Raw genomic sequence first — 14,183 nt, forward strand, 5'->3', positions numbered from 1 at the left:
ATGAAAAAACTTTTTACCTTTTCATTCATTTTACTAAGTTTTTCGTTAATTGCTCAGCAATTACCAGATTTTAGTTTATTTAGAGAAAATGCGTTTTTATATAATCCGGCAGTAGCAGGAACAGAACAAGCTTCAGTAATTAATTTGTCTGCCAGAAAACAATGGACTAACATTAAAAGGTCGCCATTAACCGTTACCGCTTCATTCCATACTAGTTTACCTAATAAAAACATTGGCTTAGGAGCTATTATTTTTAATGATTTTATAGGTCCTACAAATTATACAGGCTTAACCGGCTCTTTTGCATACAATTTAGTTCTATCAAGAGATTTAAGAGGTGTAAGTCATTACAAAGTTCTGTCTTTCGGATTGGCGGCCAGCATTGTTCAGTACAGAATTAATGGGAACCAAATAGATTTAGACCAACCCAATGATAACGCCATATTAAACGGAAAATCATCTCAGTTTTTCCCAGATGCAGCTTTTGGAGTGTATTATAAAAGTAGAACACTTTTTGCCAGCGTTTCTATTCCTCAATTATTGCACTTAAATGTACCTTTTAAAGGAGATAATGGACAAAAAACTAAGTTTAAGAAAATGCAGCATTACTATGCAATGTTTGGTGGCAGAATTTTCTTTGGCAAAGATAAAGTTACACAAGAATCTAAAGACAAATTTTATTTAGAACCTGCATTTAACTTCCACTACGTTATAGGAAGTATTCCTCAGGCTATGATTTCTGCCCGATTTGCCATGAAAGATGTATTTTTTGTTGGTTTAGGTTATAGAAGTATTCAAAATATGATGATGGAAGGAGGCTTTACCATTAAAAAGCAATTCAGCATATTTTATTCTTACGATATGGCTTTTGGAAGTGTGCGTAAAGATGCCGGACAAGTACACGAAGTAGGATTAAAATACAAATTCAATAAAAATTTAGGTTCTTTTTAATGGCACTGTTCCATTAACTGCTTTATCTCTTTTTGATTATAAAACTTTTTCTCTTTAGTAAATTTCTTGCTAATGTAATTAGTGATATTTAATATCTCTATTTCCGTTAAATCTTTAAGCGGTAGCATTTCTTCGGCATATACAACCCCATTTACTTCAATAGTATCTTTTAAACCATTGGTAATAATACAAGGTACGCTGTTCATGTTATTTTCAAGCCAATCGGAAGCGAGAGGTGGTAATAATTTTTCAAAACCTTCGCCATTATTGCCGTGGCAAGTAGCACAGTGTGTTTTATAAGAAATAGCTCCACTATCTTTAGCTAAAGCATTTATAGATTTAGATAACAACCAAAACCCTAAAATAGCAACTACGGCAACTATAGCTGTTTTTTTCCTACCTTTCATCTAATAATACGTGTATATCATCTATTATTTTAGGAATTTCTTCATCTCTCGTGCCGTCATAATAACCCCTTATGTATTTATTTTTATCTACAAGCAAAAAATAACCATTATGCTCAAATCCTCCGGGAACAGTACTATCTTCATAAGCCAAAATAGAGAAAAATTTAGCTAAATCATAAATATCGTCTTTCTCTCCCGTTACAAAATGCCATGTATCATTATCCTCTATTCCCGATTTTAAGGCATAAGCATTCAGCTGCTCTACAGTATCTCTTTTAGGGTCTATAGAAACCGACATTATTTTCACATCTCCATTTTCTTTAAATTCTTTATAAACATCAACCATGTTTTTAGTCATTATGGGGCAAATAGAAGGGCAAGAAGTAAAGAAAAAATCTACCACATAAATATCATCTTTAAATGTTTCGGCACTTACAGCCTCATTTTTTTGGTCGGTAAAATTAAATGCAGGAACTTGTTGCGTTACCGATTCTCCATTTATTACTTTTTTGCCATAAAAAGGCAACTCTTTTTTTTGGCTACAAGAATACAACAATAAAAAGGCAATAGTTATAAAGGCTAAATTTTTCATAGTTTCTAATTAAAATGCAAAGTTCGCAAAAGTTACATTCAAAAACCTTTAAAACTATTTTTAAAATAAGAAATAGTAATCTTTTTTAACTAATTTAGCTTCATTATGACAAGAAAAATTATTTTAAATCTATTTTTATACAGTTTGTTGTTTGTTCAGTTTAGCAATGCTCAAAATGAACACACGTTTAATTATGCAAGACAAAACACTATTAATTTAAGCAACCAAGGAGTAGCGTGGCAAGCCAATGTGTTTTCTACAGAAGCTGCCTATCCCGGCTCAGATTCATACAGAGCTTATTTACAGCAACTCAAAATGCTTAGATACGATGGCGTGGAAAGAGGTGGTAGTAAAAAATATACAGTAAAGAAAACTACAAGTGAAACGCCTATAAAATCTACGGGTTTTAAGGCTAATAATTTTGGTGGCATACCTAATGATAATGATTTGGCTATTTCTAATGACGGAAAAATAGTTTCTGTAACCAACTCTACCATGAATGTATATGATGAAAGTGGAACGGAATTATTGGTAGTTGATTTACAAGATTTTGCCGATTCTTTAGCTTTAAATGGAAGTTCATACGACCCAAAAGTAATATACGACCCAGACGAAGACCGTTTTATAATGGTGTTTTTAAATGGGAATGATGCTACTCAAACATCAATAGTGTTAGCTTTTTCTCAAACTAACGACCCTACTCAAAACTGGAATTTATACTACTTAGCAGGCAATCCCTTTAATAATAATGCTTGGTCCGATTTTCCAATGATAGCCATAACTAAACAAGATTTTTATGTAACGGTTAATCATATTAATTCAGACTCGGCTTCTTGGCAAACTGGTTTTATGCAAAGCGTAATTTGGCAAGTACAAAAAGCCGAAGGCTACAATGGCAATACCATAACAAGCAAAGTGCATAACAACATAAAATACAACAATAGATTTATCAGAAATTTAATGCCCGTAAAAGGTGGTTTTGACATTAAAAATGAAGAAATGTATTTTGTTTCTAACAGAAATTTTGACCTTGAAAACGACACGTTCTTTTTAGTGCATATTCCGCAATCTTTGAGTAGCAATGCCAATGTGGGATATACTACCCAAGCTGTATTAGCTAATAATGTTTATGGTTTGCCACCCAATGCCCGACAAACTAACAATACTTTTTTACAAACAAATGATGCCCGCCCACTTAGTGGCTTTATAGAAAACGGCATTATTAATTTTGTAGGAAATACTGTAGATACCGCTTCTAATTTAGCAAGTATTTATCACGCCAAATTAAGTGTAATGAATACCAATTTATTTGTTGATTTGCATATAATAAGCGATACAATTATTGAGTATGGCTACCCAAATATCTCTTTTACGGGATTTTCTAATTTTGACGAACAAGCCATTATTTCTTTTAATCATACTTCTATTGATAGTTTCCCGGGTATGTCTGCTATTTTTTATGATGTAAATGATGGCTACTCTGAAAGACTACATTTAAAAAGTGGTAATACTTTTGTAAACCTAATAAGCGGAAATAATGAACGCTGGGGAGATTATAGCGGTAGCCAAAAAAGATACAATAAACCTGGCGAAGTATGGATAAGTGGCTTTGTAGGGAAATATTTAACTTCCGGTATTAGCAGAAACAGGCACGAAACTTACGTTTATAAACTGGCTACTCCAGATAGCACTTATTTAACAGACAGCACACTTAATACTATAAGTAATAATATTGCTCAATCAAGTGCTAAAATTTATCCTAATCCTGTAAATGACAACCACATTTTTATTGATTTTGAAAGTGAAATTGCTCAAAATGTTAGTTTCTATGTATATACTGTAGATGGAAAAATAATAGATAAAATAATAACCGATAAAGTGAAAAAAGGCAAAAATACTTTAACATTATCTACACAAAAATTAACAACAGGTGTTTACCTTATAAAGGCAACAGACCAAAATAATAATCTTATTTTTACAAGCAAAATAATTAAAAACTAAGCTTTGGTTTGGCTTAAAATATCAATAGAAAGCATAATTCTTGCCATTAAAGAATTGCTTAGCAATAAATTTAGAGCTTTTCTTTCTTTGTTGGGTATTTCTATAGCTATACTTTGCTTAATTTCTGTTTTTGCGGCAGTAGATTCTTTAGAAAAAAACCTACGCAGTAGCGTTGACAGCTTAGGAAGCAACATTATTTATATAAATAAATGGCCCTGGCTAATGGTAGAAGATTATCCTTGGTGGAAATTTGTGCAACGCCCGGAAGTTTCAAGAGAAGATTATTTTGCTTTAAATGGAAATGTAAAAACAGCCGAAGCACTTGCATTATGGCGATGGGTGCAAATGGCAACAGTACAATACAAAGATAACCAGCTTGAAGAAATAAGCATTTTTGGTGTTACTAAAGATTATATTAAAGTTCGCGATATGAGTTTTTCGGCAGGAAGATATTTTAGCGACTTGGAATTTAACTCCACTCAAAATGGCGTGCTAATAGGACACGAAATTGCAGAGTTCTTTTTTGACACACCTCAAAAAGCCATAGGCAAAAAGATAAAATATGCCGGCATAGAACTAAAAGTTGTAGGCGTAATGGCTAAGGAAGGTCAAGATGTGCTGGGTATTAATGCCAATTTTGGATTGGATAATACTATGTATATTACCGATAAATTTGCCGATAGCAATTTAAACCCTCCTTTTGAGTCGGGGCCATCTATTTTAGCCAAAGCAAAACCCGGTGTTTCGCTTGAAGAATTAGAAGCAGAGCTTGTAGGACGGATGCGTATAGCACGTAAACTTTCTCCTAAGCAAGATGATAATTTCTCTTTAAACAAAATTAGCCTTATAACGGGCGTTTTTGACCAAGTTTTTAGTTTTATTTATGTTGCAGGATTTGTTATTGGCATTTTTTCGCTAATTGTGGGAGCTTTTGGTGTAGCCAATATTATGTTTGTAAGTGTAAGGGAAAGAACTAACATTATTGGAATAAAAAAAGCTTTGGGAGCAAAAAAAATCTACATTCTTTTAGAGTTTATTATTGAAGCTATAATTTTATGTTTAGTCGGTGGATTGTTGGGTTTATTTGCTGTTTTCTCTTTATTTTTCATTATAAATATAGCCATGCAAGGTAGCGAATTAAACTTTCAAATATCGCTGTTCAATTTAGGTTTAGGTTTATTTATATCTATAAGTGTAGGTTTGCTGGCAGGTATTATTCCCGCAGTAATGGCTGCCAATATGAAACCCGTAGATGCTATTAGAAGCTAATAACCTGAGTTCGGTTAATATCTTCTTTGTTTGCCGGCTATTAAAATTCCAAAAGTAACTTGCCCTAAAGGGAAAGCAATAAAATCAGTTGAAATTATGGCGTCATTATTATTGGCTATAGCATCGGCTGGCAACCCTATGTTTTTAGCATGTCTAAAATACATACCTAAGCCTGCTGTCAATTCAAATCCTACTTTTTTATTAGGCTTTAACATTTGAAAACCAAATTTAGGGATTAAACTGTATGCTTGAATTAATCTGTGATAATCCATAGCTTCGTAGTACGAGCCATTGTGCCTGCTTACATATTCATCTTTATGTATCTCAAATTTAGTTTTGTAAAACAAAGCAGGTGTTATAAATATTCCGGTTTTCACATTTCTGGCAAAATAGATTCTTGGCTCTAAGCCGACTTTAAATCCATGAAAATCATAATTGCTTAATTGATTGTACGCAGGATTCAAATAATTATTAGTATAACCCACCATGGTATAAATACCAAATTTTTTATTAATACTTTGCTCAAAACCAACATTTAAACTTGGCGTAGCAAAATCTAACAAAGAAGTAAAAGGAATAGTGAAAGCGTGCTTAAAAAATGGACTTTCTACTTTGCCATTTTCTTTCAATTCTGGTATAGCAAAACTATCCATATCTTTTTGCTCATAGTCTTGAGCGTTTATAGCAGTAGCTACAACTATAAAAAATAAAAATATTAACTTTTTCATTCTAAAAATTTACTGCAAAATAAGACAAATTTGTAATATTATTCACATCGTTATAATTAAACTGACGTAAACCATCGGTACAAACCACTAATAAATGATTGTTTTTAGCTATTACATCATTGGCGGTAAAACCCGGTATATTTGCCACTAAACTTGGTTGCGTAGGTTGAGAAATATCATAAACATCAATACCCGTATTATCTACACAAATAAACAGCAAATCATTATCTACAGCCAAACCTTTAGGGTTATTCATAGGAATAGTATTAACCATATATGGAGAAGTAGGATTTTGAATATTTATGATTTCCAATCTGTTGTTTTGCGAAATATTGCCTCCGCAAACTCTGTTTGACCGTAGTGTAACATAAGCGTAATCTCCTTGAGCTACCACAGGATCGCAAGTTTCTATATGCTCATAATTAGATAATTGCATAGGCACGCCATTAACATCTGTTTCATAAATAAACATTCCCGTAGTACTACCTATAAGCAAGTAGCCTTCAAAAGGGTAAAGTGTTTCTATACCAAAACCCACATCTTGCTTGTTTTTTAGCACTGGCGAAGCTTCATTACTTACATCATAAGTAGCTAAAGAGCTATTATCTACCACATATAAATAATTATCTACCAGCACAAAACGAGCCATAGAGCCTCCCGTGCCATTAGGGTTTTCTGTATAAATATCGCTATTGTCTTTGCTACAAGAGAAAAGAACAACAAAAACCAATAAAATAAAACTTAACTTTCTCATTATCTATAACATTTTGGTTTAGTTAATGTAGTTTCTTCCCACGATACTACCATACCTTTGCTTTCATCTACACACTCAAAATAACCACTATAACCAGAAGGTAAGTTTAATATATTTTCATCAAGATTAAATACGCCATTTAACCGACTGCTTTCCGAAACGCTTTGAAGATTGCTGATATTTATAGCTACAATATCTGCAAAATTATTGGCGTACATAGTTTGGTTTCGCACTGCTATATCCGATACTCCGGGTATTTTTATAAAGCGTATATCTGTAGGAGCAGAAGGGTTGGCATTTTCTATAACGTGCACGCCTAAACCATTTTCTACAATATAAACATACGTATCTTTTATATAGATTTTACTCCCTTTGGTAATAGCTCCCGGGGTTTCAGATGAAATGGTATTAGGATTTTCTGTTTGAGAATAAATAGGTTTTAGCCCTTCTATAGAATCCGGAACATTAAGTCCGTCATCGGTATCTTTTGTACAGCCTGCCAGTATAAACAGACCTAATACAAACGGTATTATTTTTTTCATAAAATAGTTTGTTTATGTCAAAATTAGTAAAATTTTTACATAGTACAAAATATAATACCAGCTGTTAATACTTTTGTGTTTTACAATGGTAAATGCCGTTAGAGCAATACATTTAGTACAATAAGGTGCAACCGAAATTGGACTATTATATATTCCTAATCGGTATAAATATTTTACAAGCTAAAATTATTATAACTATCCGTTATTATACCAATAATTTATGCTTTAAGAAAACATCTTGGGACGTTTAAGTAATTTTAGTTACAGTTTGTGGTCTTTTACTTTTGTCTTGATACAAAAGTAACAAAAAATCAAGACTGTAATCAAAAATACTAAAATGCTATAAAACAGACGAGGACAAATTAATGTATGCTCAATTTTAGTTTTCCTAAAGTATTTTCACTTTTAGGAGCATACTAATTTGTCTGTTTACTGTTTTTATAATTTCATTCATTTTGTATGTCTGTTTTCCACCATTTCTTAACGTATTTTTGATTAAGGTCAGATAAAAAGTGCACCTTAAGTTTGTAAGCGGGGCACCCATTAACCGAAAACTCCGTAAAAAATTAAACTGTTTGAAGAACGGAGTGATGAGTTTTTGATTTTTAGGAGTTGAGGTTATAATGGGTCGCTGAAAACTTAGTGCGATTCTTTTGTAACTTTTCTTCTAAAGAAAAGTTAATGTAAAATACTTCATAGGCATCTTTACGAATATTTATAAAATTATATATGCAAAAGGTATCTTTTTTACACTTAATTTTGTCCTTATTTCTATGACGTAGCTTTTCCCACTTTAGCCATACCTGCCGTTCCCGCTCCTAAGCTTACTATGCTTTTCATAGCTTGCTCAGATTTTACATCTAAAAATTCTATTTGCTCTTTAGTTAGTATAAATACATAGCCATTAGTTGGGTTGGGGGCTGTAGGGGCAAAAACGGTGTATGTACCTTCTTCCTCGTTTTCGTCTGTTACAAAACCTATCATTTTTGCTCCTTTGGTAAAAGGCTCTACTAAAACTACCCGAGAAAAAGGTGTTTTTTCCTTACCTATAAATTGCTGTACGGTTTCTTTAATAACAGAATAAAAAGGCAATCGACCTATGGTATTTTCTTCAAATAAACTAAAAATGGCTGTGCCTATTTGTGTGCGAACCGATAAACCTATTAAAAAACAAAGTACGGTTATAATGGCAAAAGCAATGAGTTTTACCAAGGTTACATTCCAGCTTTCGGGAAATAAACTAACTACGGGATCTAAAAAACCACCTATTATTCCTATTATCCAATTGGCTAATAAACCAAAAATGGCAAGGGGCAAAATAACCACTACTCCACCCAAAAAAGTAGTAGCCAAAAAATTTCTAAGTTTATGTTTATTCATCGTAGCTTACCTTTACTACGGCACTTTTAGGATGCGACTGGCAAGTTAGCACATAGCCTGCGGCTATTTCTTTGTCGGTTAAAGCATCGCTATCGTCCATTTTTATACTGCCTTCTATTACTTTGGCCCGGCATGTGGTGCAAGCTCCTACCATACACGCAAAAGGTGGGTCTATATCTTCATCTAATGCTCTGTCTAATATTTTATCTTTGGTATCTACATCTATTACGGTAGTTTTTCCATCGTAGGTAATGTGTACTTTGCTAACGCCTTCAAAATTATCATCTGCATTGCCTACTACAGCAGCTTCTTTGTCTTTTTCGCTTTTTTCGGTAAAATACTCTCTATGTACCTTTTCTTTTGGTATTTGAAGTACATTTAAAGCGGCACTAACGCTATCCATAAATCCACCCGGACCACACATATAAAACTGTGCATTTACATAGTTTGAATTGGTTTCTGTTCGCAGCAATTCAAGGCATTTATCTTTTGTAAGCATGCCTTCTACAAAAGGCAATTGCTCATCTGTTTTTTTCCCAAAGCCTAAAAATCCGCCTACTTTTTTGGGTTTGTCAAAAATATGAATAACCTTAAAACGACCTTCAAACTGTTTTTGAAACGCTGCAATTTCATTTCTAAATATTACAGTTTCGGTATTATAGTTGGCATAAAAAAGTGTAACGGTTGTTTTTTCTGCTTTGTGCAATGCTGTTTTTAAAATAGAAAACAAAGGCGTAATACCACTACCGCCACCAAACAAAATGAAATGAGTATTGTCGTTTTTTTCTATTTCGGCTTTAAAGTTTCCTAAAGGTTCCATGCCTTCAAGAATATCGCCTTCTTTAAGTTCTTTATTAATAAAAGTAGATACTTTGCCGCCTAAAACTTGTTTTACGGCTACGGTTAAATCTTCATTTAAAACAGGAGCAGAACACAAAGAATATGAACGATTGTAGGTTTCGCCTTTTACATTAACTCTAAAAGTAATGTACTGCCCAGGTGTGTATTCAAACGATTTTTTTAAATCTTCTGCTACTTCAAAACTAACAGCTACGGCATCACTTGTTTGCCTCTGAATAGTTTTTACTTTCAGCGTGTGGAATATTGACATATTATTTTAGTTTTTCTGTTTAGCAGAAATGGTCAAAAACTTGTTTTAAATGGTGCGAAATAGCTTCTGCATTATTGCCTTCTATTTGGTGGCGTTCTATAAAATGAACTAATTGCCCATCTTTAAACATAGCCATGCAAGGCGATGAAGGTGGATAAGGCTGAAAATATTCTCTTGCTTTAGCTACCGCTTCGCCATCTACTCCGGCAAAAACAGTTACTAAATTATCGGGCAGTTTTTCATTGTTAGTGGCTTCTATAGCAGCCGGACGAGCTCCGCCAGCGGCACAGCCACACACCGAGTTTACTACCACAAATGTAGTTCCTTCTTTTTTGCCTAATATTTCATCTACTTCTGCCGCAGTACTTAAACTTTTATAGCCTGCTTCTGTTAATTCTGCTGCCATTGGGGCAGTCATTTCTGGTGGGTACATATTTTTAATGTTTAATTATTAATGTTTAATGGTTAATTTTTAATGTTTAATGGTTAATTTTTAATGGTTAATTTTTAATGGTTAATTTTTAATGGTTAATTTCTTACTCGTTTTTAAAATGCTTGTAAGCAGTTTTATTATTTCTATAGCATCAGTATGAATACTTTTAAATTCTTTTTCACTTAAATATTTTGTTTCTTTTAATAACTCTAACCAATACATTGTTTCATTGCATTCTTTTTGTGCTATAGACAACTTATGAATAAAATCAGCTTTACTTTCTGCAAATTCGGCTTCTCTATATAATGCCCCTATACTTGTTCCTGCCCTTAATAACTGCTTGCTCAAAACAAATTCTTTTTGTTCTTCTTTAAGAATTTGATATAGTTTTACAATTCTAATTGCAAACGCATAACTTTTATTTTTAAGAACATTCTCTTTCATTAATCATTAAAAATTAACAACTAATAATTATTAAAGAAACCCAAGTTCCAGCATTGCTTCTTCACTCATCATGTCTTGATTCCACGGTGGGTCAAATACCAACTCTACACAAGCTTCTGTTACCCCTTGCACGCCTGCTACCTTGTCTTCTACTTCTTGTGGTAAAGAACCTGCCACAGGACACGATGGCGATGTTAAGGTCATTACAACTTCTGCATTCCTCTTATCATCTATATTTATTTCATATATCAAACCCAACTCGTATATATCTACAGGTATTTCAGGGTCATAAACTGTTTTTAAAGCCTCTATAATGGCTTGCTTCAATTCTTCTTTATCTCGTAATGCTTCACTCATAACATTTGCTTAGCTTTGTATTTCAATAAACTCTTATTTACAAGTTTAGAGTTCATTAACTTTGCAAAATTATGAATTATTATTTTATTACGGGCACAAGTAGTGGTATTGGAAAAGCATTAGTTGAAAGATTAATAACTTATGTTAATAACAAAGTGATAGGTTTAAGCCGAACCAATACCATACATGAAGACCAATTTGAACATCATATAATAGATTTATCTAAAACAGAAGAAACCGCTAACTTTAAATTTCCTACTCTTGAAACTGCCGATAAAATATGCCTAATCAACAATGCCGGCACTTTAGGAGATATAGAATATGTAGGAAATCTTACTTCGCAAAATATTATAGATGCTATGCAAGTTAATTTTACTGCTGTTGCTATTTTGACAAACAATTTCATAAAAACATACAAAGAAAGTAATGCAGAAAAAATAATTTTTAACATTTCATCGGGTGCAGCTAATAGTGTTTATGATGGTTGGAGCAACTACTGTAGTGCCAAGGCTGCATTAAATATGTACACGCAAGTGGTGGCTAAAGAACAACAAAACTGCAAAAATCCTGTAAAAATATATGCTATAGCTCCCGGAGTGGTAGATACCGTGATGCAAAGCGAAATTAGAAAAACGGATAAAAATAAGTTTCATAATAAAGATAAGTTTGTAGAGCTAAAAGAAAAAGGGCAGCTATATAAAGCTTACGATGTGGCTAATACTTTGGTAGCATATTTGAATGACACAGATGAAATACCTTCTTTAATTTCAAGAATTAGACTGTAATGAATAAGATTATTTTTTCCCTTTGTTTTGTAGCACTTTTTATAAATGCTAATGCCCAAATTAGCATTGCCCAAAAAGATTTTGAAAACAATGAGGTTTTTAAAAATGCTCAGTTGGCGTTTTCTATTATAGATGTTAGCAATGGCAATGAAATAGCTAAAAAAAATGAGCATACTTTAATGTATCCCGCTTCATTGCAAAAACTAATTACTACCAATATGGCTCTTATTTTGGCAGGAAAAGATTATCAATATGAAACCACAGTATATATGGGCGATAGTGTTAGCGATGGTACACTTTGGGGAAATTTAACAATAGATGCCAGTGGCGACCCAACTTTAAATTCAAGCAGTTTTAATGCAGATTTTTTAGACAAAGTAGCAAAAGCGTTAAAAGCAAAGGGAATTAGCACCATAAATGGAAATGTGTTGCTTAAAAATAAAGAAAAAGTTTTTGCTACACAAACATGGCTTTATGAAGATGTAGCCAACTACTATGCAACCATTCCTTTATTGTTTAATTATAAAGATAATAGCTATACCATTTCTTTCAAATCGGGAGCAAATAATACTACGCCCACAGTTAATAGCATAACGCCCGAAGTGCCATACACTTTTGAATATTTACTTAAAAGTAGCGAAACCGTTAAAGGAGATAATGCTTATATATTAGGCACACCATTTTCTTCGGCAAGGCAAATAACGGGAACAATAACTGCCAATACCGATAATTTTAAAATAAAAGGAGCAAACGCAAATCCTGTGTATTCTTTTGCTCAAGATTTAAGTAAGCAAATAAAAATAAGCGGATTAGAAACTAAGGATAAAAAAGAAGTTTTTTTGGCAAAAGCTGTTAGTGTTCCGCTACACGATATAGCCAAATATTGCAATTTTGAAAGTGATAATTTTTTGGCAGAAACATTATTAAAAACATTGGGACACAATACTTCAAAACACTTTAGCACAGAAGACGGAATAAAAGCTGTAAACAATTTTTTTAGTTTAAGTAAACTTAATGATAAAGAAATAATACTGAAAGACGGCAGTGGTTTATCAAGATTAAATGCTATAACGCCTAATTTTTTAAGTGAATATTTATGCACTTTTTATGAAAATAAAGATTTTGTAAAAACACTACCCATAGCAGGAGAAAGTGGAACCATGAAATATTTAAACAATGCAGGAATAAAAGGTAAAATTTTGGGGAAAAGTGGTTCGGCAGATGGTGTAATAAACTACGCAGGCTACATTAAAGCCAATAACGGAAAAACTTATGCTTTTACTATAATGACTAATAATGCCTATTCCAGCAAATCGGCTATAAGAAAAGCTATTGGAGAGTTTTTGGCAGCAGTGGTAAATATGCCATGATAGTGAAAAATATTAATGAAATATAAAGAAAGCAGAAATGACTAATAAATATTTAATTTTAGCAATAATAGTTGTAATTGTACTTTTTTCTTGCCAAGAGAATAAAGAAAAGCAGTCTGATTATGAAGAGCAAGTTTCAGAAAACATGACTGCTGACCAAGCACAAAGTTGTAGCCCAAGAATATTAAAAAGGAATACAGAAAATGGCTTGATATTACTTTCAGATAAGCAATTGGAAGAAATTGAGGAAAAAGCTAAAAAAATAGATGAAAACTTGCCCATAATAGGATTATTAATGTATGATGATGTTTTGACAACAGAACTAACTGCACCTATGGATGTTTTTACCAAGCACACAGAAGACGGCAAAAAACTGTTTAATGTTATAACCATTGCCGAAACTTATGATTTTATTGTTAGTGAAGAAGGCTTAAAAATGTTTCCCGATTACACCATTGAAAATGCTCCTCAGCTGGATGTTTTAATAGTTCCAAGTGCTTATGATATGACACTTCAAGTAAAAAATAAAAATTTAGTAAACTTTATTCAAGCTCAAAATAGCAACACAAAATATACGGTAAGTAATTGTGGCGGAGCTACGCTAATTGGCGAATCGGGAGTGGCTGACGGAAAGAAAATTGTAACGTGGATTGGAGGAGGAGAAGATTTACAAAAGAATTATCCAAATTTAAAAGTTCAAAATGATGATAAAGTAAGTTTTGTAGAAGATGGCAAATTTTTATCGTCAAACGGAAATTTAGCGTCCTATATTTCTTCGCTTGAGTTATTAGAAAAAATGACAAGTGTAGAACACAGAAAATTTGTAGAGTCATACTTATATCTTGATAGACTTAAAAACTGGGATAAATAAGTTCCGTTTTTTTTATAATTTAGATACTTCTTCCGCTCTGCTCCATCAGTAAGACGTTCAGTGTTAAATTCTACTCGCCCTTGCAAGTGAGGCACGAATGAAGCAGACAGTAAAGCACAACCTAACAATTAACAAGAGTTGCTATTAACTGTCAGGTTTATTGTGATGCTTCACAAAATCCCCAATAC

General features: G+C 32.8%; 16 protein-coding genes. 6 read left to right on the plus strand and 10 right to left on the minus strand.

All coding sequences use genetic code 11. The features are described from left to right. A complete protein-coding gene (locus tag H6578_04745) occupies positions 1 to 951 on the plus strand; it encodes a PorP/SprF family type IX secretion system membrane protein (protein MCB9226456.1) in 951 nt (316 codons plus the stop codon). Here the strand turns inward: H6578_04745 and H6578_04750 are convergent. Then, positions 948 to 1,358, minus strand: a complete 411-nt coding sequence (locus H6578_04750) for a cytochrome c (GenBank protein MCB9226457.1) — start codon at positions 1,356 to 1,358, stop codon at positions 948 to 950. The two genes, H6578_04745 and H6578_04750, sit on opposite strands and share 4 nt — an antisense overlap. Beyond that, positions 1,348 to 1,950, minus strand: a complete 603-nt coding sequence (locus H6578_04755; protein ID MCB9226458.1) for an SCO family protein — start codon at positions 1,948 to 1,950, stop codon at positions 1,348 to 1,350. The genes H6578_04750 and H6578_04755 overlap by 11 nt, the downstream gene beginning before the upstream one ends. A gap of 105 nt (positions 1,951 to 2,055) precedes the next feature. Between H6578_04755 and H6578_04760 the strand changes: the two genes are divergently transcribed. Together H6578_04760 and H6578_04765 are read left to right on the plus strand one after the other, a co-directional pair. Then, positions 2,056 to 3,951, plus strand: a complete 1,896-nt coding sequence (locus H6578_04760) for a T9SS type A sorting domain-containing protein (protein ID MCB9226459.1) — start codon at positions 2,056 to 2,058, stop codon at positions 3,949 to 3,951. A 3-nt stretch (positions 3,952 to 3,954) separates the two neighbouring features. After that, entirely contained in the window at positions 3,955 to 5,220 is a 1,266-nt protein-coding gene (locus tag H6578_04765) for an ABC transporter permease (protein MCB9226460.1), read from the plus strand. Positions 5,221 to 5,234: 14 nt separating this feature from the next. Here H6578_04765 and H6578_04770 read toward each other — a convergent pair whose 3' ends face one another. The 8 genes from H6578_04770 to H6578_04805 all read right to left on the minus strand — a co-directional run bounded on the left by H6578_04770 (position 5,235) and on the right by H6578_04805 (position 10,969). Further along, on the minus strand, positions 5,235 to 5,948 hold the full coding sequence (locus tag H6578_04770) for a hypothetical protein (protein ID MCB9226461.1): 714 nt from the start codon (positions 5,946 to 5,948) through the stop codon (positions 5,235 to 5,237). Position 5,949: 1 nt separating this feature from the next. Next, positions 5,950 to 6,702, minus strand: coding sequence for a hypothetical protein (locus tag H6578_04775; protein MCB9226462.1), 753 nt, complete (start codon positions 6,700 to 6,702; stop codon positions 5,950 to 5,952). Beyond that, complete coding sequence (locus tag H6578_04780; protein ID MCB9226463.1) at positions 6,702 to 7,244, minus strand: hypothetical protein; 543 nt, start codon at positions 7,242 to 7,244, stop codon at positions 6,702 to 6,704. The genes H6578_04775 and H6578_04780 overlap by 1 nt, the downstream gene beginning before the upstream one ends. Before the next feature lie 771 nt (positions 7,245 to 8,015). Next, a complete protein-coding gene (locus tag H6578_04785; protein ID MCB9226464.1) occupies positions 8,016 to 8,624 on the minus strand; it encodes a DUF502 domain-containing protein in 609 nt (202 codons plus the stop codon). Continuing rightward, positions 8,617 to 9,735 carry a 2Fe-2S iron-sulfur cluster binding domain-containing protein gene (locus H6578_04790; GenBank protein MCB9226465.1) on the minus strand — a complete coding sequence of 373 codons (1,119 nt, stop codon included), beginning with the start codon at positions 9,733 to 9,735 and terminating at the stop codon, positions 8,617 to 8,619. The genes H6578_04785 and H6578_04790 overlap by 8 nt, the downstream gene beginning before the upstream one ends. 19 nt (positions 9,736 to 9,754) lie before the next feature. Further along, complete coding sequence (locus H6578_04795; protein ID MCB9226466.1) at positions 9,755 to 10,168, minus strand: BrxA/BrxB family bacilliredoxin; 414 nt, start codon at positions 10,166 to 10,168, stop codon at positions 9,755 to 9,757. A gap of 81 nt (positions 10,169 to 10,249) precedes the next feature. After that, positions 10,250 to 10,612, minus strand: a complete 363-nt coding sequence (locus H6578_04800; GenBank protein ID MCB9226467.1) for a four helix bundle protein — start codon at positions 10,610 to 10,612, stop codon at positions 10,250 to 10,252. A 30-nt stretch (positions 10,613 to 10,642) separates the two neighbouring features. Continuing rightward, a complete protein-coding gene (locus tag H6578_04805; protein MCB9226468.1) occupies positions 10,643 to 10,969 on the minus strand; it encodes an SUF system Fe-S cluster assembly protein in 327 nt (108 codons plus the stop codon). Between the two features lie 71 nt (positions 10,970 to 11,040). On the opposite strand from H6578_04805, the gene H6578_04810 reads away from it, so the two are divergent. The 3 genes from H6578_04810 to H6578_04820 are packed head-to-tail and all read left to right on the plus strand — an operon-like array spanning position 11,041 to position 13,995. Continuing rightward, complete coding sequence (locus H6578_04810) at positions 11,041 to 11,754, plus strand: SDR family NAD(P)-dependent oxidoreductase (protein ID MCB9226469.1); 714 nt, start codon at positions 11,041 to 11,043, stop codon at positions 11,752 to 11,754. Continuing rightward, positions 11,754 to 13,124 (plus strand): D-alanyl-D-alanine carboxypeptidase/D-alanyl-D-alanine-endopeptidase, encoded by a 1,371-nt coding sequence (gene dacB, locus H6578_04815; GenBank protein MCB9226470.1) that lies wholly within the window; start codon positions 11,754 to 11,756, stop codon positions 13,122 to 13,124. Before H6578_04810 ends, dacB begins: the two co-directional genes overlap by 1 nt. A gap of 37 nt (positions 13,125 to 13,161) precedes the next feature. Further along, positions 13,162 to 13,995, plus strand: a complete 834-nt coding sequence (locus tag H6578_04820; GenBank protein ID MCB9226471.1) for a DJ-1/PfpI family protein — start codon at positions 13,162 to 13,164, stop codon at positions 13,993 to 13,995. Positions 13,996 to 14,183: the final 188 nt, after the last annotated feature.

This window comes from Chitinophagales bacterium (genome assembly GCA_020635995.1).
GTDB lineage: Bacteria > Bacteroidota > Bacteroidia > Chitinophagales > UBA8649 > JAFMKE01.